General features: G+C 65.0%; 16 protein-coding genes. 6 read left to right on the top strand and 10 right to left on the bottom strand.

Features of this window, described 5'->3' with window-relative positions:
• Positions 1-153: 153 nt before the first annotated feature.
• Positions 154-711, bottom strand: coding sequence for a MogA/MoaB family molybdenum cofactor biosynthesis protein (locus GNK13_RS09115; protein WP_164102201.1), 558 nt, complete (start codon positions 709-711; stop codon positions 154-156).
• Positions 712-800: 89 nt separating this feature from the next.
• Between GNK13_RS09115 and GNK13_RS09110 the strand changes: the two genes are divergently transcribed.
• Positions 801-2135, top strand: coding sequence for a UDP-glucose dehydrogenase family protein (locus tag GNK13_RS09110; protein WP_164102200.1), 1335 nt, complete (start codon positions 801-803; stop codon positions 2133-2135).
• Between the two features lie 115 nt (positions 2136-2250).
• Here GNK13_RS09110 and panD read toward each other — a convergent pair whose 3' ends face one another.
• From panD to GNK13_RS09085, 5 genes are all read right to left on the bottom strand, one after another.
• The gene (panD, locus tag GNK13_RS09105; protein WP_164102199.1) at positions 2251-2670 is read right to left on the bottom strand and encodes an aspartate 1-decarboxylase; all 420 of its coding nucleotides are present in this window, start codon (positions 2668-2670) and stop codon (positions 2251-2253) included.
• A 7-nt stretch (positions 2671-2677) separates the two neighbouring features.
• Positions 2678-2989 carry a response regulator gene (locus tag GNK13_RS09100; protein ID WP_235934992.1) on the bottom strand — a complete coding sequence of 104 codons (312 nt, stop codon included), beginning with the start codon at positions 2987-2989 and terminating at the stop codon, positions 2678-2680.
• A gap of 61 nt (positions 2990-3050) precedes the next feature.
• Positions 3051-5348: an outer membrane protein assembly factor BamB family protein gene (locus GNK13_RS09095; RefSeq protein ID WP_164102197.1), complete on the bottom strand. Its 2298-nt coding sequence runs from the start codon at positions 5346-5348 to the stop codon at positions 3051-3053.
• A 113-nt stretch (positions 5349-5461) separates the two neighbouring features.
• A complete protein-coding gene (locus GNK13_RS09090) occupies positions 5462-7810 on the bottom strand; it encodes an outer membrane protein assembly factor BamB family protein (RefSeq protein ID WP_164102196.1) in 2349 nt (782 codons plus the stop codon).
• A 180-nt stretch (positions 7811-7990) separates the two neighbouring features.
• Positions 7991-8389 (bottom strand): cupin domain-containing protein, encoded by a 399-nt coding sequence (locus GNK13_RS09085; protein WP_315852977.1) that lies wholly within the window; start codon positions 8387-8389, stop codon positions 7991-7993.
• Between the two features lie 587 nt (positions 8390-8976).
• Here GNK13_RS09085 and GNK13_RS09080 point away from each other — a divergent pair.
• Complete coding sequence (locus GNK13_RS09080; protein WP_164102195.1) at positions 8977-9795, top strand: hypothetical protein; 819 nt, start codon at positions 8977-8979, stop codon at positions 9793-9795.
• A 246-nt stretch (positions 9796-10041) separates the two neighbouring features.
• On the opposite strand, the gene GNK13_RS09075 is transcribed toward GNK13_RS09080, so the two are convergent.
• Positions 10042-10527, bottom strand: coding sequence for a hypothetical protein (locus tag GNK13_RS09075; protein ID WP_164102194.1), 486 nt, complete (start codon positions 10525-10527; stop codon positions 10042-10044).
• Positions 10528-10690: 163 nt separating this feature from the next.
• Here GNK13_RS09075 and lpxB point away from each other — a divergent pair, with 163 nt between their 5' ends.
• Both lpxB and GNK13_RS09065 read left to right on the top strand, forming a co-directional pair.
• Positions 10691-11902: a lipid-A-disaccharide synthase gene (gene lpxB / locus GNK13_RS09070; protein WP_164102193.1), complete on the top strand. Its 1212-nt coding sequence runs from the start codon at positions 10691-10693 to the stop codon at positions 11900-11902.
• Between the two features lie 296 nt (positions 11903-12198).
• Entirely contained in the window at positions 12199-12957 is a 759-nt protein-coding gene (locus tag GNK13_RS09065; protein ID WP_164102192.1) for a hypothetical protein, read from the top strand.
• Positions 12958-13057: 100 nt separating this feature from the next.
• Here the strand turns inward: GNK13_RS09065 and GNK13_RS09060 are convergent, their stop codons facing one another.
• A complete protein-coding gene (locus GNK13_RS09060; RefSeq protein ID WP_164102191.1) occupies positions 13058-16348 on the bottom strand; it encodes an error-prone DNA polymerase in 3291 nt (1096 codons plus the stop codon).
• A gap of 372 nt (positions 16349-16720) precedes the next feature.
• On the opposite strand from GNK13_RS09060, the gene GNK13_RS09055 reads away from it, so the two are divergent.
• Positions 16721-17152 (top strand): TM2 domain-containing protein, encoded by a 432-nt coding sequence (locus GNK13_RS09055; protein ID WP_164102190.1) that lies wholly within the window; start codon positions 16721-16723, stop codon positions 17150-17152.
• On the opposite strand, the gene GNK13_RS09050 is transcribed toward GNK13_RS09055, so the two are convergent.
• On the bottom strand, positions 17149-18237 hold the full coding sequence (locus GNK13_RS09050; RefSeq protein WP_164102189.1) for a DUF1207 domain-containing protein: 1089 nt from the start codon (positions 18235-18237) through the stop codon (positions 17149-17151). The genes GNK13_RS09055 and GNK13_RS09050 overlap by 4 nt on opposite strands.
• 436 nt (positions 18238-18673) lie before the next feature.
• Here GNK13_RS09050 and GNK13_RS09045 point away from each other — a divergent pair, with 436 nt between their 5' ends.
• Positions 18674-20068: an MFS transporter gene (locus GNK13_RS09045; RefSeq protein ID WP_164102188.1), complete on the top strand. Its 1395-nt coding sequence runs from the start codon at positions 18674-18676 to the stop codon at positions 20066-20068.
• Positions 20069-20264: 196 nt separating this feature from the next.
• Here the strand turns inward: GNK13_RS09045 and GNK13_RS09040 are convergent, their stop codons facing one another.
• A complete protein-coding gene (locus GNK13_RS09040) occupies positions 20265-21362 on the bottom strand; it encodes a calcium/sodium antiporter (RefSeq protein WP_235934986.1) in 1098 nt (365 codons plus the stop codon).
• Positions 21363-21381 lie beyond the last annotated feature (19 nt).

The following is a 21381-nucleotide window of genomic DNA, read 5'->3' as shown; positions in this document are numbered from 1 at the left end:
CGGCGTCCAAAATTCACCCTCCCCCCGGGAGGGTCGGGCTCTTAGGCCCGGGGAGGGCTCGCTGAATCCGCTCCGCGATTAGGCTCTACGCCGCGGATCGCCCTCCCCGCTCGTTCCTCGCGACCCTCCCGGGGGGAGGGTGTCGTTCACGCCTCAGTTCTGCTGGGCTTGGGCGACGGCGTGGGTCAGGACCGGGAGGATTAGCTGCTCGACCGCCGTGCGGACGGCGTTGGTCGATCCCGGCATGGCGAACACCACCGTCCTGCCGCGCCTCCCGGCGACGGCTCGGCTGAGCATCGCGGCGGGACCGATGGCCGCGAAGGAGACCGCGCGAAACAGCTCCCCAAACCCCGGCAGCTGAACCTCGAGCAGCGGCTCGAGCACCTCGGGAGTCTGATCCCGCGGCGCGATCCCGGTTCCTCCGGTGATCAGCACGGCGTCGATTCGGGGGTCAGCCGAGGCGGTGAGCACGGCTTGGCGCAGTTGCTCGCTGGCGTCGGGCACGATGCGCCGGTCGACCACCCGATGGCCCGCTTCGAGCAGCAACCGCTCGATCTCCGCGCCGCTACGGTCGTCCGCTCGGGTCCGCGTATCGCTGACCGTGATCACACCGCAGCCCACCCGAGGCCGGTCGTCCGTATGGTGACGATTATCCGCTTGATCGGACGCTGGGGAGACTGCATCCTTGCTGCTGGATTCGTTGAATTCCATTTGGCCCCCGAGCCGGTTGACTACAGTTGACTACAATCGTGGAGCGAATCCATGTTAATTTCGTTTGAGCCAGAAAGAGAGTTTTCTGCATGAAGATCGCGATGATTGGCACCGGCTACGTCGGACTGGTGACCGGAACTTGCTTTGCCGACAGCGGCAATGATGTCGTCTGCGTCGACATCGACGAAGCCAAGATCGCCGCTCTCCGCAATGGCAAGATTCCTATCTACGAGCCAGGGCTGTCCGAGCTCGTGCTCCGCAACGCCGAGTCGGGGCGGCTGAGCTTCACGACCGATTTGGCCGAGGCGGTGAGCGCTTCGAAACTGGTCTACTTGGCCGTCGGCACGCCGCCGGCGGACGATGGATCGGCCGACCTCTCGGCGCTTCGCAGCGTGGTCGACGCAATCGCTCCGCACCTCCGCGAGAACGCGATCGTGGTCACCAAGAGCACGGTTCCGGTCGGCACGAACCAGTGGATTTTCGAGCGTCTGCGGGCGATCCTCGGCCGCGACGTCGACGTGGCCAGCAACCCTGAATTTCTTAAGGAAGGGGCCGCGATCGAGGACTTCATGAAGCCCGACCGGGTCGTCGTCGGCGTCCGCAGCGAAAAGGTCGCCCAAACGCTGCATGAACTCTACCGTCCGTTCCTGCGAACCGATCGGCCGTTCCTGTCGATGAGCCCCCAATCGGCCGAGTTGACCAAGTACGTCGCCAACGCCCTGCTGAGCACCAAGATCTCGTTCATCAACGAGATGGCCAACCTCTGCGAACGGATGGGGGGCGACATCAACGACGTGCGGCGAGGGATCGGCCACGACCAGCGGATCGGCTTCGCCTTCCTGTTTCCCGGCGTCGGGTACGGCGGCAGCTGCTTTCCCAAAGACGTGCGGGCGCTAGCGAGCATGGCCCGCGACCACGGCCTCGAACCGCGGATCATGGACGCGGTCGACCTGGTGAACCGCGAGCAGAAGAAAGTGCTGGTCGAGAAATTCGAATCGCACTTTGGCGACGAGATCGTGGGCAAACGGATCGCCGTCTGGGGCTTGGCTTTCAAGCCGCGGACCGACGACATCCGCGAAGCTCCCGCACTGACCCTCCTCGACTATCTGCTCCAGCGGGGAGCGGTGCCGCAGGTGCACGATCCGGAAGCGACCGAGAATATTCGCCAAATCTACGGCAGCCAGCTGATCTACTGTGAAGGGGCGATGGACGCGCTCAACGGTGCCGACGCGCTGGCGATCAACACCGAGTGGAAGGCGTATCACAACCCCGACTTTGCTGAGATGCGGACCCGCATGAACGGGCACGTGATCTTCGACGGCCGCAATCTCTACGAGCCGGCGCGGATGGTCGAGCACGGCTTCACCTACCACAGCATCGGCCGCCCCCTGGCCAGCGTCAGCGAAGAACCGCAAGCGGTCTGAGTGCGCCAGGGTTTCGCGGCAAAAAATCAGCCGCCATGCGCTAGCATCCGGTTCCCTGGGATTAGGGAAAACCGGACGCTAGCGCGTGGCGGCTGGTCGGCGTCGCCAGCGAGCGTCAGCCTGGAAAGGCTGAGGTACTGGAGGCTATAGCCCGCATTTCCGGTCCGGGGATTTCCGGGCCGGTGTGGGTGATCCGATTGGCGTGGTCGACGAAGATCAGCCGCGGCCGATGGCTGCGGATCGAATCGGCGGGGACGAACGTGTATGCCGCGAGGATCACGCGGTCGCCGGGAAAGATCAGGTGGGCCGCGGCGCCGTTGGCGCACACGTCGCTCGATCCCGGCCGGCCTTCGATCGCGTACGTCTCGAGCCGCGTGCCGCGGGTGACGTTCCACACGTGCAGCGACTCGTAGGGCACGATATCGGCAGCCGCCAGCAATTCTGGCGGGACCGTCAAACTGCCTTCGTAATCCGGGTCGGCGGCGGTGACCGTCGCTCGGTGGATTTTGGCGTGCAGCAATTTACGAAACGTCATGGGAGCGTCAGCCAAGGATCGGCTCGAGCAGCGCGTGGGTTTGGGGATCGGACAGGGCCAGCTTACCAAACCCCGCAACGGCGCCGACCGCAACTGCCGCCTGCTGGTGTTCTTCGTAATTGGTCACCAGCATCACCGGGACATCGCTCAGCTGGTCATCCGACTTGATCTGCCGGATGACGTCGAGCCCATCGCTGTAATCGCGATCGAGCTTGCGGTTGACGAGGACCAGATCGACGCCTCCTTTGCGAAGCCGCGCGAGCGTTTCGGCGCCGTCGTGCGTCTGCTCAACGACGGCATCGAAGTGGCTTTGGATCATATTCCGAATGGCGCTATGATCCGGCGCGCAGTTGCCGCAATCAATCACTCGCTTTGGCATCTCACTGGTCCTCGATTGCAAACAGCTTGTCCTTGGTGCTGATATAGAGCACTCCGTTGGCGGCGACCGGCGTGCTGTAGACGCTCGACCCCATAAAGATCTCTTCGATCGGCTCCGTGTTCTCGGGACCGAACTCGAACACCGCCACTTCGCCATCTTCATCGCCGATGTAGACCTTGTTATCGGCGATCAGGCAGCTGCCCCATGACTGGGCCAGCATGTCGTAGGTGAAATGGACTTTGGGGCTGCCATCTTCGTTCCCTTTGGCGTCGAGGCAGTGCAGCATCCCCGAGAAGTCGGCCAAGTACAGGACGTCGTCCTTGATCGCCACGGTGCCGATGCTGCGGTGCAGCTCTTCCTCGAAGTCGATCTCGCCGTCGTCGTTTTGGTCGGCGACCGAGTAGTGCCACACGGCGGCCGAGTTGGGATTATCGATCGCCGCTTCACCCTGCTCCGGCTCCACCGCCTGAATCCGCTTGTGCGGGATCGGCTTCCGCTGGTCGTCGCCGATCTTAACCGCCAACTGAGGGCTCACATCACCGCGCTTCGTCGGATCGATGCACCACAAGTGGCCTTCCCCTTCGCCGTGCTCAGGGTCCTGGCCGACGGCGATGTAGACGTAGCCATCGTAGACGACCGGCGTGGCGATCAAGTTATTCCGCGTTCCCGCACCACCGAGAATCCACTCGGACTCCTTCGGATTGCAGTCGAACTTCCACAGCATTTCGGGAGCGCCGTTCTGGCCGCGGTCGGCTTTGTAGCTGTAAAGCCAACCGTCGCCACCGGCGAACAGCACCTGCGGCACGCCGCCGAGCACTGCGACCGCCGGGCTCGACCACTGGCCGTGCAGGATGTTGTCGCCCGGGGCCCGGTCGGTCCACAGCACCTCGCCGGTGTTCTTATCCATGCAGATGAAGCTGGGGGCCTCGGGCGCAGGCAGGTTGAGGTGCGACTCGCCGACGCCGTTGCTGGTGTTGACGAACAGCAGATCGCCGTAGCTGGTGACGCTGCAGGAAGCCATGTTGTGCTGGCTGACGCCGAGATCCTTCATCATGTCGACGACCCAAATCACGTCGGCTTCGTGCTTGTCTTGGGGCGAGAGGGTTTTGAAGAAAGTCAGCCGCGGACCAGCGACCTTGGCCGAAATTTCCCGCGAGCCGCCGTCGGACTCGACCGTCATCTTCCACTGTTTGCCGGCGGTCTCGGTTTCGACCTGCGGCTCACCCTCGACCGTCAAACCGGCCTCGGCCAATCGCTTGCGGACCGCCTCGGTCAGCTTGCCTTCGTCGAGCTGGGCAACCGCCTCGCTGTAGTCGGGTGAAGCGGCTTCGACGTCCAGGAGGCGAACGACTTCCCCCTTGACCGGGCCGTCATCCTCGCCGTCGTAGAACCCTTCGGTGTCCAGGCAGCGGACTTCGCCGCGGCTGGTCACGAACCACAACCGCTTCCCCTCGACCAACGGGGCGGCACAGATGCCCTGCAGCGGCCAGTCGTGGACGCGGCCGGTGATCAATTTTTCGCTGCTGTGCTGCCAGAGGAACTCGCCGGTCTCTTCATCGAAGCAAACCAAAGCGCCCAAGTCGACTTCGTTGGGATACCGCGGCAGATAGCCGGCACCGTTGTTCGTCCCCACGTAGACGCGGCCATCGGCGACGACCGGGTTGCCGTACGTCTGGCTGCCGAGGTTCGCGACCCACTTGATGTTCTCCGCACTCGAGCTATCCCATTCGCCGGTCCGCCGATCGAACTCGCCGATGTTCCAGCTCTCCGGCAAGCCGCTGACGTTGGGGACGTTGTTGCGAAGCCGCGTGCCGCCCCACTGCGGCCAATCGCCACCGGCCTCGAGCACCGCCTGAGGATCGTCGGGCTCGGCGACTGCCGCGGCCGATTCACCCGCCGGCTCCGCTTTCTCCGCGTCACTCGCCCCTTCGCTCGCCTGGTCAGCAGGCTCCGCTACGGGCTTCGCTTCGGGCTCGAGCTTCGCTTCGGGCTCGGGCTTCGCTTCGGGCTCGGGCTTCGCTTCGGGCTCGGGCGTCGCTTCAGCTTCCGGCTCGGGCGTCGCTTCAGCTTCCGGCTCGGGCGTCGCTTCAGCTTCCGGCTCGGGCGTCGCTTCCGGCTGGGGCTCGGCTTCGAGCGGGGCTTCCGCGGGGGCGACGACTGGGACGACCGGCTCGGCCGCCTCGGCGTCAGTCCGCTCGGCCACCGGTGCGGGTTGGCAGCCACCAATCGCCGTCGCCGAGATGGTTCCCAGGACCACCGACGAGGAGAGCATTAAGTAGATCGAGAGTTCTTTCTTCATGGGACGCCTTGGATCTTTCCGCGGAGAGAATATTTTCTTTGGAGATTGCGAACGAACGACAGTCCTGCCGCGGCCTCCCAGCGGGTGGTGGGAGGGAGGCCACGGCGGGCGAACTACTCGCTTTCGTTGGGAGTGACTTCCAGGTTGTCCACGTACAGCTCGGTGACTTGGGCGTTTCCGAACAGCCCGGGGCTACCGGCGAGCTGCGGAGATTCGTCGCGAGCGGTGACGGTCCATTCGGCCGGCTCCTCGGCGTCACGGGGCCACACTTTGCCACGCAGGACGGCGACCTTGCCGCCCGGCACCGACGCGTCTTCCTCGGTGGAGGCTTGGAACTTGATCCGGTACCACTTGTTGGGCTCCCAGGCGAACGGGACCGTCTGGGCCATCCGCAGCTGAGGGGTCCAGGTGCGGATCTGCAGCACCTGGGCGTTGCCTTGGAGGTCCAAGGTGTAGCCCTGGGCGATCACCCCGATGTCGGGCATCTGCCCTTCGCTGGTCGTGCCCTGGATGTCCGCCGAGACCGTGTAGTTGGAGAGGTCGCTCGGCCCCATCCACGATTGGCTGCGGGCACCCTTGGGGATCGTGGTGACTTTGACGAGCGCCGGTGAACCATCGACCGGCCGAATCGTGTGGCGATAACGGACGCCGACCCAGGTTTCCGGCGCGTCGTCCGCTTCATCGAAATTGAACTTCCAGGGGAGCGGCGGAATCACCCGCACGCGGGTCACTCCGGTCAGCTCGCCGATCCGGCCGGTGATCGTCGCCGCCAGGTGCTCCGAGCCGCTCGGTGCGGTGTAGGTATTGCCCGAGACGCTCCCGGCTCCTTCGACCTCGTAGCTGATCCCTTCGGTCGAAGCCTCCAGCGGTTGCCCGAGGGCGTTGAACAGCCGCGGCTGGAGCTCGACCGTCTGGCCAGGTTCGATCAGCGATTCGGCGGGCACGATCTGCAGCCACGCCGGTTCGGGGTTTTTCGAAACCGGAGCTTCCGCGGCGCTCTCGCGGCTCGTCGCGGCGGCGACGGCTTCGGACGACTTGGCTGCAGCGGACGCCTGGGACGGCTCGGGGAAGCCGACGCAGTACAGCGCCGAGGTGCCCTGGAAGTACAGTCGGCCGTCGACGGCGACCGGCGAGCCATGGAAGGCTTCCTCGCGGAGCCGACCTTTGTCGAGGAATTCGACTCCCTCGTCGGTTGGCTTGAGCACCGCCCAGCGGCCGTTTTCAGTGAGCACGTAGATTTTGCCGTCGGCATACAGCAGGCTCGCCCACTGTTTGCGGTCGCCGATCGTGATCCGCTCGGCGATCATCTCGCCCGTCTCGGCATCGATGATCCACAGCTTGCAGCGGTCGTCGACGACGTACAGCCGTCCGTCGAGCAGGATCGGGCTGCTGCGACCGACGACCAGCTCTTCGATTTTCCAGAGCTCTTCGGCGGTGGTGTTCTCACCGGTGCCGGAAATTTTCAGTGCTGCGATGGCCCCCATCGTGGCCCCGTTGATGTTCTCTTCGCTATGGCTGGCGAAAACGCGGTCGCCGATGACCAGGGGCGTCGCGAACAGGCCGCGGCGGGAGAGGTCGTAGTGCCACAGCGGGCGACCGGTGCGGGGCTGGAAACCCCACACCGCTCCGTCACCGAGCCCGAGAATGATTTGCTTTTGGCCGTCGATCGTGACGACGCTCGGAGCCGAGTAGGTCGTGTCGTCGGGCAGATCGCGGGAGCCCTGGAACCACACCAGCTCGCCCGATCGCTTGTCAAACCCCAGCAAACGATGGTTCGGTCGCGCCCGGTCGCCCCAGTTGATGATGATTCCGCTGATGATCACCAGCTCGTCGCTGATCACCGGGAAATTGGTCCGCCCGCCGTAGGTGCTGAGCATCCCGTACTGTTCGTGCAGCGGCACATCCCAAACGGTTTCCCCGGTCTCGCCGTCGATGCAGGCAAAGTAGTCGCAGACGCCGAGCACATAGACGTACCCGGTTTCAGGATCGGCCACGACGCTCGACCAACCGACCCGTTCAGCCGGGACGTCCGAGAGCCAGACGTTGAACCGATTCTCCCAGAGCAGCTCGCCGCTGGCCGCATCGAGGCACACGACCCGCTCCCCTTCGCGGCGGGTGCCCGGCTCCGAGCGAAGCACCGTGTACAGCCGGCCGTTCATCACCACCGGCGTGCTGCGGCCCCCGAGGTCCTCTCGCTTCCAGAGCAGATTGCTTCCTTCGCCTCCCTCGGAATCCCAGGTTTCAGGCAACCCGGTCGCCGGCGAGATGCCGTCGAAATTCGGTCCCCGCCAGTACGTCCAGTCGCCCTCGCGGGCGGTCGCCTTTGCAGCCCCGCCAGACTCAGCCGCCCCGCCGGATTCAGCAGCCTCAAGCGGCTCAGCAGCTTCGAGCGGGGGGGCGGAAGGGAGGAGCGTCGCCCACAGCAAAGTGAGGATCACCAAAGCAGAGGAAGATCGGTGCATGGGTGCTCAGTGGTTGATGGAGGGAAGGCGGGGCCAGGAGACGGGCGCCGCGGTTGGAGGCCAGCGGCGCCCGGTTTTTGGGGAGGGGGATTGGGGCGACCGTTTGCGGCCCTCGTCGAGGGGACCACCCCACTTGGCAGAGCCCCACTTGGCAAAGGGGCGATCGGCAAAGGAGTCGGGTCAGTCGAAGTGCTCGTCGGAGGGGTCGAATTTGGGGAGACAGAAAATGATCACTTTCATTTCTCCGACCGCTCGATGTCGCACCCCCGGCGGAATCAGCACCGCGACTCCCGGTTGAACCGGACGGGGTACCCCGTCCAGCTCGATCGCCGCCCCCGGTCCGCACTCGAGCACCACGTAGGTCTCGGTCGAGTGGCGGTGGTAGTGCGTGCGGGCGGCGGTGCTGATTTCGGTCAGATGAACCGTGGCGGGAAAATCGCTTCGCTCGGCGAACGCTCGCCGGGCGACTCCACAGGGGCAGGCGACGCCAGGCAAGCTGGCCAAATCGACCACCTCGGGCGGCGGGGAGTGGGTCGAGAGGTCCTCTCGGATCGACGGTTGCATACTCACGCTACGCACCGAGCAGGTCGCTGGGGTCGGAAGAATTCTCGCGGCGGGAGCGGATCCCGCACTTGCAGAGTTTATACCGGCCGCGAGCAAACTTCCATTGCTCGGGTCCCACCCCCCCGGGCGCGACCGCTGCGGACGGCCGCGAGTGCAATCTCCACCCAGTCGTAACTCTTTACCAACCGCCCAAAATCCCAGGGCGAGACTCATCCGTTGCGGGACTCGCGCCGATATTGTGTGTGTCGCTTGTTCGGCACCTCCGGCTCACCCTCGAGACGGTTGCCCGCAGGACCCGCGGCAGAGTTTGCGATCCGGACCATCGGATGGAACGGACATTTGCAGCACGGCCCACAGAATACACGGAAACGGCGGCGGCTCCCCCTCTCGAGGAGCCTCACCGTCCGGACATGGCAAGCAGAACGAAGTCGATCGGCGAGCGGCTCGCGATGCGAGCGGCTCGTCCGAGAGTGCTCGCCGGCTAGGCAGGGCTCGATCGGCGGCGACTTCGTCCACCGATCGCGTCCGCGGCCATCCGGAAGAAGTGGAATCAACTGTGGCAACGTGCCGACCCAGTGAAAAAGCGTAGGAGACGTGGCTCCATGAAACGGACAATTCTCGTCGGCGTCATGGTTCTCGGAACTAGCATCTGTTCCCAGAGCTTTGGCTTTGACCTGCTCGATCGTATGCTCGGACTCAAAGGCAGCGGCTGCGACAGCACCTGCTGCGACACGGCTGTCGGCGGACACGGGCTGTTCGGCGGACACGGCGGATGCCTCGAGCCGGCTTGCGGCTTGGAAGCTCCCTGCGGTGGCTGCAACGAGTGCCTCGAGCCGGCTTGCGGGTTGGAAGCTCCCTGCGGTGGCTGCCTCGAACCGGCTTGCGGTTTGGAAGCTCCCTGCGGTGACTGCTTCGAACCGGCTTGCGGCCTCGAAGCTCCCTGCGGTGGCTGCGATGCCGGCCACTGCGGTGGCAAGAAACACCACCTGCTCGGCAAGCTGTTCGGCAAGCTGAAGCGGGGACACCACGGCTGCGATAGCTGCGAACCGGCTTGTGGGCTGGAAGCGTCGGCTTGCGGCTGTGGCAGCTGCGAACCGGCCTGCGGGCTGGAAGTCGTTTCCGATTGTGGCGGCTGTGACACCGCGTCGTGCTGCGGCAAAGGTCACGGCGGGCTGCTGAAGAAACTCTTCGGACACCTCCGCCACAAGAACAGCGACTGCTGCGAAATCGGCTGCGAAGCGGGCCCCGCCTGCACCAGCTGCATGAGCACCCCGGTCGGTGTTCCCACCCAGGCCCCGGCGATCGAAGCCGACCCGGCCCAGGAAGTCTCGCCGATGCCCCCGGCACCGGTCGTCGACCCCAGTGCTTACCTGCACAGCAAGCGTCGCGTCATTCAGGCCAGCACCCACTACACCCGCTAATTTAGCGAGTGGGGTACTGATCCCTTAAGATGCGAACTCGAAAGCGGCCCCGAGGGTGCAAACCCCCGGGGCCGCTTTTTTTCGTTTTCCAGTCTCCGATTTCCTTTCGTACTCGTACTCAGCGCAGCGGTACTCGTACTCGTACTCGACTCCCTTGAGCCGAGCAGTCACCGCACTCGATTCGCCCCCGAGTACCGCTTCGCTGAGTACGAGTACCGCTTCGCTGAGTACGAGTTGAAGCCGCTCTCAATCGTGCAGCCCGAATTCGGTCGCTAGCTCGAGCAGCTCGGCGACTTTCTCCCGCTCGACCCGCCGGGCCAGCTCAAAGCCCCGCTTGGTGAGCGAGAAGTCGCGGTGCAGGTGATGCAGCACGAGCCCTCCGCGGCACAGCTCACAAAACCCTTCGAAAAACCGCAGCGTGACTTCGGGCCGCTCGCGGTCGCGAAACGCGATCGTTCGCTGCGGGTCTTCCTCGACGTAGATCGCCAGCATCCGGGCGGGCGCTTCGAACGCGGTGCTCACCCCCCGCACCTCGATCACCCCCCGCTCGCCAGCGGCAAACAGGATCGCCTGGGCTTCGCCGCTGAGCTCCTCGAGCGCCACCGGGGCCGGCGGATGCACCACCGCCCGGGCACAGACCCCGGCAAGCGCGGCAAGCGTCGGAGCGCCCTCGCCGAGCGCTTCCCAGCTGCCAGCCATCTGCCCATGAAAATCCGACTCTGGCCAATCCATCCCCGTTTGTTCCCCCACCGGGCGGTGTTCGCGTTGTCTGCTCTTGGTCCAGGATAACGACTCTGGGGCTCCTGGCGGATCGGGTTTCTCTTGACCCGCTTTCCCGCCGGCTGCTAATTACGGTCGCCGAGCAACCCGGATCCCCCATTGGGCAAACCGCACGATGACCAAAACGATCTTCTTCTCGGCGGGTGAACCGAGCGGTGACCAACACACCGCGCGGTTGATCGAAGCCTTGGCGGACCGCCATCCCAAATTCCGCTTCCGCGGCTTTGGCGGCCCTGAAATGCGCCGTGCCGGCTGCAAGCTCGATTACGAGCTGACGCAGATGGCGGTGATGGGCATCGTCGAGGTTCTGCCTCAGCTCCGCAAGTTCTTCTCGATCGCCGACCTGGCAACCGACGCGTTTGCCAGCGGCCAAGTCGATGCGGTCGTGCTGGTCGACTTCCCGGGCTTCAATTGGCACATCGCCAAGCGGGCCAAAAAGTTTGGGATTCCGGTCTACTACTACCTCCCGCCCCAACTCTGGGCTTGGGGCCGGTGGCGGATTCGCAAGATGCGGCGGTACGTCGACCACGTCCTCTCGGTGCTGCCGTTCGAACACCAGTGGTACTCGGACCAAGGACTCAACACCCAATTCGTCGGCCATCCCTTCTTCGACGCGGTGGCCGAGCGGCCCTTGGATCCAACGGTCCTCCGCCGCTTCGAGGAACACCGCAGCCGCGGGCGTCGCTTGGTGGCCGTGCTCCCCGGCTCGCGACAGCACGAAGTGCACCGCAACTGGCCGGTGATGCTCGAAGCGATCCGCCGCCTGGCGGCCCAGCACCGCGACGTCCACTTCCTGGTCGCCGCCTTCCGCGATTCCCACTGCCTGTGGTGTCGCGATCAGATGAACCCGGCCGACGCTTCGCTGCCGATCGACTTCTTCGTCGGCAAGACGAGCGAAGCGATCGAGGCCGCCGAATGCGCGATGATGGTCTCCGGCTCGGTCAGCCTGGAGCTGATGGCGCGGAACACCCCCGCCGCGGTCATCTACCGAGCCGGCCGGGTGCTCTACGCCACCGGACGGGCGCTGGTCCGCGTGCCCAGCATCACGCTGCCGAATCTGATCGCTGGCAAGACGGTGTTTCCGGAATTCGCCAGCGTCGGAAATCCTGAACCGGCTGTCCGCTTCCTCCGCGATTCGGTCGGCCGGATGCTCACCGATCACTCCTATCGCCAACAGCTCGGCACTCAGCTCCAGGAACTGCGGCTCCGCTACGGCCGCCCCGGAGCGACCGGACGGACCGCCGACGTGCTCAGCCAGTCGCTGGGGATCCTGCCGACCGCCTGCGGCGAAGCAGCGAACTGCGAGACCGAACGAGCGGCGGCCTGAGCAGCAGCAAGTGGCGAGGCTCTGCCGGAAACGCACAACGACACCCTCCCCCCGGGAGGGTCGCGAGGAACGAGCGGGGAGGGCCGTCTGCGATTTTGGGCAGTGAACGCGGCTAGACTCAGCTGACCCTCCCCGGGCCTGAGAGCCCGACCCTCCCGGGGGAGGGTGTCGGTGACGGACGCGAGAAAAAATTCAGCCACTCGCGGTGCGGCACTGCCGAGCCAAAGCACTTAAGATAGTGGCGATCTGGATTTCAGCCCCTCGCTTCTCGCCGCTCACCACGCGCCGCTCTCCCGATGGACTCCCTTCCCGCTCGCCCTGTCTTCTCCGACAGCTCGCTCGGTCCCGAAGAACCGCAGCGTCCGTTTCGCGTCAGCGGTCTGCTGTCGCTGCTGTTCGGGCTGATCAGCGTCGGGGTGCTGGCGAGCACCGTGCTGCTGTTTCTCCCGCTGATCGCGATCCTGTTCGCGCTGTTCGCCTTCCGCCCCTCGCGCGACCCGAGCGTCGTCCCCGCCGGTCGCATGTTGGCCGTCGCCGGGGCGTCGCTGGCCATCTTCTTCGGCGGCTGGGCGCTGGCCCAGCGGATGGTCCAGACGCGTTACATGAGCGACGACGGTGAGACGTTTGCACGCAACTGGCTGGCCGTTCTCGAAGCGGGCCAGCGCGAGTTGGCCTTCGAATTGACCCTCCCGCCGAACGAGCGGCAGCTCGAGTCGATGTCGCTCGTCGAGTTCTACCAGACCGACACCCCGGCGCTCGAGAACTTCAAGGGCTTTACCGCGCAGGACGTCGTTCAAGCGATCCTCGCCGCCGACGCGCCGCTCGAGTGGGAATTGGTCGATCGCAGCGGTCCAGTGCGGTACGAGGAGGCGGAGATGATCATCCTCCAGTTCCGCGACCGCAGCGAACAAGTGCCGCAGGCCATCAACGTGGCCCTGCTCCGCATCCCGCCGCTGCCGCAAGATGAAGCCACCCGCGGCTTTTACGAGGAGGACGACCCGGCCACGGCGGACCTCGTGCAGTGGCACGTGTTCAACATCCGGTACGCCGACTGAATCAGCCGCGGGCGAGAGGGCTAAGCTGTCTTAGAAAACCGCTTTTCCCATCACCCTCTCCCCGGGAGGGTCGCGAGGAACGAGCGGGGAGCGTGACTGGTCAGTGGAAGTCGCGGGACCGGATCACCAGCCCCTCGACGCGGGAGGAGAGATCCTCGACGCGACCGGCGACCACGTGGATCACGCCTCGCCGGTTCTCCAGTTGGCCCTCGACCAACCAAGCATTGCTCGCCCGCGTGACCGACGAGAAACGCTGCCAGACCGCGGGGTAGAGCACCAGATTGACCGTCCCCGTTTCGTCTTCGAGCGTCACGAAAGTGATTCCTTTGGCCGTCCCGGGACGCTGCCGGAGCAACACCAAACCCGCAACGCGGACCCGCCGACCGTGCCGCTTCGCAGGCAACTCCGCGGCGCTCACACACCGCATCTCCCGTAATTGCTCGCGGCAAAATTGCAGCGGGTGCCCGCGAAGACTCAGCCCCGTCGTGTGATAGTCCGCATACACCTCCTCCAGCGGCGACATCGCCGGTAACCCCTGCCACGGGCCTTCCCCCGTGGCTGGCACCGCGGCTCCCCAGTCGCCCCCCTCCCCCGCATCGAGCCCCTCCAGCCCCTCAGCTCCCTCAAGTCCCTCCCCCGCATCGAGTCCCTCGAGCAGCGGCATCTCGCGCGGTCGCCGCTCCTGGGCCAGCGTCTCCCAAAGCGCCGCGCGGCGATCGGCGGCCAGCGAACCGAGCGCGTCGGCATCGGCCAAGCGAGCGAGCGTGGCTTGGCCGAGCCGGGTCCGGCGAGCCAGCTCCGCCAGACTCTCAAAGCGGCCGGCCCCTCTCTTCCCGCTGCGTTGGGCGCTCCCCTCGACACTTTCCTCGGCAGCGCAACCAGCTTGCCCGCGCGCCTCCAGGATCCGCTCGGCATCGCCTTGGGCCAGCCCGCGAATCATCCGCAGCCCCAAGCGGATCGCGGGACTTGCCCGTCCGCTCTCCTCGAGCGTGCAATCCCAATCGCTGGCGTTCACGTCGGGCGGACGAACCTCGACCCCCTGCCGCCGCGCGTCGCCGATCAATTGAGCCGGCGCATAAAAACCCATCGGCTGACTGTTCAGCAGCGCCGCGCAAAAGGCGGCCGGATAATGCCGCTTGAGATACGCCGACGCGTATACCAACAAAGCAAAGCTGGCGGCATGCGACTCCGGAAAACCGTACTCGCCAAACCCGCGGATCTGATGAAAGACCTGCTCGGCAAATGCTTCGCTTAAGCCGCCCGCCCGCATCCCCTCGAGCAGCTTAATCCGAAAGCGATCGATCACGCCGGGCCGTCTCCAAGCAGCCATGGCGCGCCGCAACTGGTCTGCCTCTCCGGGAGTAAACCCGGCCGCGACCACGGCCAACCGCATCGCTTGCTCTTGAAAGATCGGCACCCCCAGCGTTTTTTCCAAGACCTGGCGAATTTCGGGACTGGGATATTCGACCGCGGCAGGATTTTCACGGGCGCGAAGAAACGGGTGCACCATCTGACCTTGGATCGGACCGGGCCGCACGATGGCGATCTCGATGACCAGATCGTAGTAGCAGCGAGGCTGGAGCCGCGGCAACATACTCATCTGCGCCCGACTCTCAATTTGGAAAACCCCCATCGTGTCGGCGCGGCAAATCATCTCATACGTTGGCTTGTCATCCTGAGGGATGGTCGCCAAGGAAAGGCTGCGGTGGTGGTGTTTTTCTACCAAATCAAATGTTCGGTGGATCGCCGACAGCATCCCCAGCGACAGGCAATCGACCTTCAAAATCCCCAGCTCTTCCAGATCGTCCTTATCCCACTGGATCACGGTGCGGCCTTCCATCGCCGCGTTCTCAATCGGACACAGCTCACACAGCGGGCCAGCCGTCATGACCATCCCGCCAACGTGCTGTGATAAATGCCGCGGGAAACCGACCAAGTTTTCAATCAAGTACAGCCATCGGCGGCTCAGTTCCGATTCGGGATCGATGCCTGCTTCCACGCAGCGTTCTCGCAGATCGATCTGTCGGCTGTAGCTCTCCGAGATTTTCGCTAAACGATCGATAGCATCGGGCGACGCCCCCAAGGCCTTGCCCGCTTCGCGGACGGCGCTCTTGGCCCGATACGTGGTCACCGTGGCGGTCATCCCGGCTCGGGAACGCCCATATTTCTCATACAGATATTGCAACACCTCCTCGCGACGCTCGTGCTCAAAGTCGACATCGATGTCGGGAGCCTCGTCGCGCTCGCGGCTGATAAATCGCTCGAACAATAAATCCGTACTGCTGGGATCCACACTGGTCACCCCCAAGCAATAACAGACGACGGAGTTCGCTGCCGAACCGCGGCCTTGGCATAAGATATTGCGTGACCGAGCAAACCGGACCATGTCCCATACGGTTAGAAAATAAGCCTCATACCGCAGCGCCTCGATCAACTCGAATTCATGCCGCAGCGCCTCGATGATTTTCTCAGGCACCTCTTCCGGCCACCGCTGGCGGGCTCCCTCCCAAGCGAGCCGCTTGAGATGCTCGATCGGCGTTTTTCCCTCCGGCACCAATTCTTCGGGATACTCATACCGCAGCTCGTCCAAGCGAAACGTGCAGCGGTCGGCAATCTCTACAGTGCGGGCGATCAGGTCCGTCGCCTCGCGATAGATGTGGGCGATCTGCGGCAACGTCCGCAGATGCCGCTGGCTGTTGGCAAACCGCTCCCGATGCACGCGGTCGATGGTCGTGCCGTTGCGAATCGCCGTGACGCAGTCGTGCATCAGCATCCGCTCGCTACGGTGGTAATGCACATCGCCCGCCGCGACCAACGGCACGGCCGTCCGCAGCGACAACTCCCGCATCCGCTGGAGTTGCCCCGCATCGTCCACGCCCCGGAGTAGCTCGCAGAGCAGATAGCCGCGGTCGCCAAACGTGTCGCGGAACTTCCCCAGCTGAGTCGCCGTCAGCTCCACTGCGGCCTGGCTCCCCGTGGCTCCGCCGCTTCCCCCCGCTCCGCCGGTTCCGCCTGCACCGCTGCAGACTCCGGCGAGCAGCCCTGCTCCGAGTTCGGCGATGTCGTCCCAGCGGATTTCGGCCGCACCTTTTTCACACCGCAGCCGCCCCCGAGAAATGAGCCGACAGAGCCGACCGTAGCTGCCCCGATCGGTCGCCCAGAGGACCAGCGGGGGACCGTCGAGCGGGGCCAGCTCGGTGCCAATGATCAGCTTCAGCGCGTGCTCTTTCGCCGGTCCCCACGCCCGCACGACGCCAGCCAGCGAAGCCTGATCGGTGATCGCCAGCCCCGCATAGCCAAGCTGGGCCGCCCGCTCGACCAGTTCGTCGGGATGGCTGGCGCCCTGGAGAAAGGTGAAGTTCGTTTTGCAGTGCAGCTCGACGTAGCGCATCAAAAGCCCCGTGGCTGGACCCGTAGTCGCATGTTTACCTAGACAAACGAACATACAGAAGAAGCCGAGTGTCGAGCAACGGGAAGCTATAGTCGCCTTTCGCTCCGCGAAAGTTGCGGAGGTCCATAGTCGCCTTTCGCTCCGCGAAAGTTGCGGAGGTCCATAGTCGCCTTTCGCTCCGCGAAAGTTGCGAGAGAGTCTGCGCTACTTTCGCGGAGCGAAAGGCGACTATGGACGATGTGCTTTAGAATCCACGCACCGACCCGCCTCACTCTTGCTCAGGAAACTGCCGTGTCCTCGCCCGATTCCGCCCTACCCCCTCAAAAACCGGGGGCACCCGAGAAACCGGCTCCCCCTCAGGCCCACCCCTCGATGGCGGCTCGCCCCGCGGGCGTGACGGATCCTTCCCGGCAAGCCGAACCGACTCATCCGGCGCTCATCGGTTACATCTTCTGGATCCTCGGATTCACCGGAGCCCACCGCTTTTATTTTGGCCGACCGCTGACCGGGATCCTGTGGTTTTTCACTGGCGGGCTGCTGCTGATCGGCTGGATCGTCGACCTGTTCCTGATTCCCTCGATGGCCGACGTCGCCTCCCGTCGCTATGCCCCGGGACGTTATGACTACTCGGTGGCTTGGTTGCTGCAGGTCTTCTTGGGGATTTTTGGGATCCACCGCTTCTACTTGGGCAAAATCATCAGCGGCGTCGTCTGGCTGCTGACCGGCGGGTTGTTCGGGCTGGGCTACATCTACGACATGCTGACTCTGAACGAGCAGATCGAAGAAGCCAACACGGCACCCTAGAAGTCGTACCACAAGCCGACGCCGATTTGCCGTTCCGATTCGTCGTAGAACTCGGCTTGGTGGCTTTTCCCCGCCTGCACGAACAGTCCGGTCCGCAGCATTCGGCCGACGCGGGCTTCGCGCCACGCCCATCCGGCGTGCATCGTGACAGTCCCGCCGAAATCGACCTCCTCGCGGAGCAAGCCGTTGATGGCAAAGAAGGGTACGCCGAGGATGCCGGTGGGCCGCGTCGGAGCCGACTCGACGCCGAACTGCAAGTGCCACGGATCGCTGATCTCGCGATAGAACGCCCAGCTCGCTTCGCCGTACACCCGCAGCCGCTCGGTCAGATAGCGGGAGTAGCCAAAGACGAGGGCGTCGCGGACATAGTTCAGCCGCTCGAACGTCGGGTTCTTGAGCAGGAATTCGTCGCCGATGTGGGCGCTCAAGTGGTAGTAGCCGAACTTGAACCGGTGGGCTCCCCAGGCCATCGTCAGCGGCACTCCGGCGCGGTAGTCGACGCTGGTCAAGTCGATGTTCTCTTCCGGATCGAGCCGCAGGATCGCGGCCCCTTCGGCATCGAGCTGCCAGACCGCCCGCTCCCAACCGATCGCCCCCGGAAAGCCTCCCCAGCGAAACAGGCCGGCTCGCCCGCCGAGGGTCGAATCCCACAGCGCCCCGTCGTCGGCCTCGGAAAAGTACTGCGTCCCCAAACGAGATTCCGTCGGCCCGGCTAAGTAGGCCGAGTAGAGCGTCTCGGGAGGCAAGAACTGCAGCCCCGAGTGGGCCGCGTGCGGCGTGAAAATCAGCGGCTCGTGGCCATGGGCGAACGCCGATGCCATCGGCAACTGCAACGGAAATTGCGGTGGCGTCGCAGGCGGGACGTATTCGGGAAAGGGCGGCATCGCCAGCCCCGGCGGCTGAGCCCACGCCGCCGCTCCGCTTCCCAGCGCCCCTCCGAACGGCGCAGCCCAAGCGGTGGCGATCAGCCCCCAGCACAAGACCTTGGAGACCGCTCGGAGCAGAGGGATGCACGACTCCAGGCGGGCGCAGGACCCCAGAGGGGCGGGAGACCTCGTCGGCTCGGTCGTCGCGAAGCCATCCATGGCGGTCAGCGGATTCCAGCGGTTACCACGGGGAGCGGGAGAGACTCAGAGACGCTGCGGCGGGAACGGGATTCGCTCCGACCGCGCAGGCTATCAGAAAAGCTGGCTCGGTCGTGAGAGCGATTTACTCAAGTCCGCGGCCGCGGCAGCCGAGAGGGCGTGTTGCTCCAGCCACACCGTTCACGGTCAACACGATTTGCCATAGTCGCCTTTCGCTCCGCGAAAGTAGCGCCAACCTGCATCTTTCGCGGATTGCCATAGTCGCCTTTCGCTCCGCGAAAGTAGCGCCGACCTGCATCTTTCGCGGAGCGAAAGGCAACTATGGGCGCCAACCTGCATCTTTCGCGGAGCGAAAGGCGACTCTTCCGTCCCTCGCGGCACGTCGCTACCGTGAACGGTCCCCGCTTCCGATTCCTTGCCCCGCGTTCCTTGCTTCATGACCGATCGTCTGGCCCCCAGCGAGCTGCACCCATCGGATTTGCGTCCGCCGCGCGCGGAGACTTATCTTCCGGAGTCGCGCCGCTCGCTCGGCCACGTCGCGGTGCCGACGGGCGATCGGCTCGTGCCCGACGGGACCGCCGGAGGATTGGAGGCGGAACCGGTCTCGCCGCCTCCGTCGGCCCTGGCAGCGGCCTGGCATCCGCTGCGGATCCCGATGTATCGGGCGTTTTGGATGGCTTCGCTGATGTCGAATCTGGGGACGTGGATCCATGAGGTCGGCGCCTCGTGGTTGATGACCCAGCTCGATCCATCCCCGGTGATGGTTTCCTCGGTCCGTGCGGCGATGGCGCTGCCGATGTTGCTGCTGGCCCTGCCGGCCGGGGTGCTGGCCGACCGGATCGACCGCCGCCGGCTGCTGATCGGCACGCAGTGGTGGATGCTGCTCACCGCGGTGCTGCTCGCGACGCTCGCCTTCCAGGGCTGGGTCACGCCGTGGGTGCTGCTGATGCTGACCGCCGCCACGGGGCTGGGGATGGTGCTCCACGGGCCGACGTGGCAAGCGTCGATCCCGGAGCTGGTTCCCCGCCATTCGCTCGCCTCGGCCATCGCGCTCGGTTCGATCAGCTTCAACCTGGCCCGCTCGGCCGGGCCGGCGCTCGGCGGGCTGATGGTCGCCTGGCTCGGCTCGTGGTCGGCGTTTGCGATCAACGCCGGCTCGTTCGCGGGCGTGATCGGCGTTTTGATGTGCTGGAAGCGGAGCGAGACCGAATCGGCCGAGGGGCGTTCCTTCCTGGGGTCGCTCGGCGACGGGCTGCGGTTTGCCTCCGGGGATCGGACGATGCGACACGTGCTGGTCCGCGTCGGATTGTACGTCCTGCCGGCCGGCGCCCTGTGGTCGCTGCTTCCGCTGGTCGCCCACGACATGCTGCAGTGGAACGCCTTGGGCTATGGCGTGCTGGTCGGCGGAATCGGTTTGGGAGCAGTGCTTGCGGCGATCGTCCTTCCGCTGGTCCGTGGTCGCTGGGGAGCGGACCGCACGCTCGTCGTCTCTCACTTGGCGACGGCCGCGGCTCTGGCCCTGACCGCCTTGAGCCCCAGCCGCACGGGGACGGCGCTACTGATGCTGCTCGCCGGCGGCGGCTGGATGATGACCCTGACGACGCTCAACTCGACCGCGCAGATGACGCTTCCGCGGAAGTTGCGGGCCCGGGGAATGGGCAGCTACTTAACCGCCTTTGCCGCGGCGATGAGCGGCGGAGCGCTCCTCTGGGGCGGGGTCGCCCGAGCCTGCGGCCTGTCGACCGCCCTGGCGACAGCCTCGCTCGTGCTGCTCGCTTCGATCGCCGCCGGCCGAATGCTGCCGCTGGGCGACAGCGACACCGGCCACTGACGCCGACAGGTGCCGCAAGAAAACGGCAGGAACCGGTCCGACTTCAGATTGCACCCTCCCCCCGGGAGGGTCGGGCTCTCAGGCCCGGGGAGGGCCAATGGCATCCTACGAAGACAGCTTCTCCGTGAACTGAGTCGCGGATGCCCTCCCCGCTCGTTCCTCGCGACCCTCCCACAAGCGGGAGGATGCCTTTCGGCTAACCCTGTTCGGTGCTGGGGGGCCCTTGGCGGTGGGCGCGGAGGAACAGCACGACCAGCGTCAGGCAGGTGATGGGGATCACGAAGTACAGCATCGCCGTGCCATAGGTCGAGAGCTGCTCGTGTTCCTGGGCGTCCAGCACCAAATAGATCGTGTAGGCGAAGTAATAGGCGAACAAAATCCCACCTTCCCAGCGGGTGATCACTCCGCCGGTGAAGAAGATCGGCATGCACACGAACGCCACGGCCAGCATCACGGGCATGTCGAAAGAGAGCATCGCAGGGGGAATGGCGATCGAGGCGGGAGAGACGAGTGAGGCGATCCCGAGCACCGACAGAATATTGAAGAGATTGCTGCCGACGATGTTGCCGACGGCGATGTCCCGCTCTCCGCGAAGACTCGCCACCACCGAGGTGACCGCCTCGGGCATCGACGTCCCAGCCGCCACGATCGTCAGCCCGATGACTGCCTCGCTGAACTCCAGGTACCGCGCCAGCGAGACCGCTCCGTCGACCAACCACCGGGCGCCGAAGACCAGCATCGCAAAGCCGCCGACGAGGTAGACGATTCGCCGGAAAAACAACGCGGCCTGCCCTCCTTTCTCGGGCTCGTCGTCCAAAATCCCTTCCAGCTCGCCGTCGCCTTGGCGGCCGAGCACGACCTGCAATCCGGTGTAGAGGATCAAGCCGATCGTCAGCACCACTCCGTCGAGCCGACTCAGCTCCCCGTCCCACATCAAGAGGTAGAGCAGACAGGAGACCCCGATCATGAACGGAACGTCGATCCGGATCAGCTGCTTGGAAACGATCAAAGGCGTGACCAGCGCCGAGAGCCCGAGGATGAAGAGGACGTTGCAGATGTTGCTGCCGACGACGTTGCCCAAGGCGATGTCGGCCTCGCCGGCAAGCGCCGATTGGATGCTGACGGCCAGCTCCGGGGCGCTGGTGCCAAAGGCGACGACTGTCAGCCCGATGATCAGCGAGGGAACTCCCAACGCGGCGGCTAACTGGGAAGCTCCGCGGACCAAGAATTCGGCCCCGACGACCAGAAATGCCAAGCCGCCGAGCATCATTAAGAACATCATCGCGTGCGTCACCCCAGGAATTCAGTTGCGG

The sequence above is a fragment of the Candidatus Laterigemmans baculatus genome (assembly GCF_010367455.1).
Taxonomy (GTDB): Bacteria; Planctomycetota; Planctomycetia; order Pirellulales; family Pirellulaceae; genus Laterigemmans; species Laterigemmans baculatus.
This window is presented reverse-complemented; position numbering and strand designations above follow the sequence as displayed.

Excerpts from the sequence above, each read along its gene's own strand:
- GNK13_RS09080 (WP_164102195.1), top strand. The coding sequence starts at position 8,977 with ATGAAACGGACAATTCTCGTCGGCGTCATGGTTCTCGGAACTAGCATC.
- panD (WP_164102199.1), bottom strand. The coding sequence starts at position 2,670 with ATGACGTTTCGTAAATTGCTGCACGCCAAAATCCACCGAGCGACGGTC.
- GNK13_RS09075 (WP_164102194.1), bottom strand. The coding sequence starts at position 10,527 with ATGGATTGGCCAGAGTCGGATTTTCATGGGCAGATGGCTGGCAGCTGG.
- GNK13_RS09090 (WP_164102196.1), bottom strand. The coding sequence starts at position 7,810 with ATGCACCGATCTTCCTCTGCTTTGGTGATCCTCACTTTGCTGTGGGCG.
- GNK13_RS09095 (WP_164102197.1), bottom strand. The coding sequence starts at position 5,348 with ATGAAGAAAGAACTCTCGATCTACTTAATGCTCTCCTCGTCGGTGGTC.
- GNK13_RS09115 (WP_164102201.1), bottom strand. The coding sequence starts at position 711 with ATGGAATTCAACGAATCCAGCAGCAAGGATGCAGTCTCCCCAGCGTCC.
- GNK13_RS09065 (WP_164102192.1), top strand. The coding sequence starts at position 12,199 with ATGGACTCCCTTCCCGCTCGCCCTGTCTTCTCCGACAGCTCGCTCGGT.
- GNK13_RS09055 (WP_164102190.1), top strand. The coding sequence starts at position 16,721 with ATGGCGGCTCGCCCCGCGGGCGTGACGGATCCTTCCCGGCAAGCCGAA.
- GNK13_RS09045 (WP_164102188.1), top strand. The coding sequence starts at position 18,674 with ATGACCGATCGTCTGGCCCCCAGCGAGCTGCACCCATCGGATTTGCGT.
- lpxB (WP_164102193.1), top strand. The coding sequence starts at position 10,691 with ATGACCAAAACGATCTTCTTCTCGGCGGGTGAACCGAGCGGTGACCAA.
- GNK13_RS09050 (WP_164102189.1), bottom strand. The coding sequence starts at position 18,237 with ATGGATGGCTTCGCGACGACCGAGCCGACGAGGTCTCCCGCCCCTCTG.
- GNK13_RS09060 (WP_164102191.1), bottom strand. The coding sequence starts at position 16,348 with ATGCGCTACGTCGAGCTGCACTGCAAAACGAACTTCACCTTTCTCCAG.
- GNK13_RS09100 (WP_235934992.1), bottom strand. The coding sequence starts at position 2,989 with ATGATCCAAAGCCACTTCGATGCCGTCGTTGAGCAGACGCACGACGGC.
- GNK13_RS09110 (WP_164102200.1), top strand. The coding sequence starts at position 801 with ATGAAGATCGCGATGATTGGCACCGGCTACGTCGGACTGGTGACCGGA.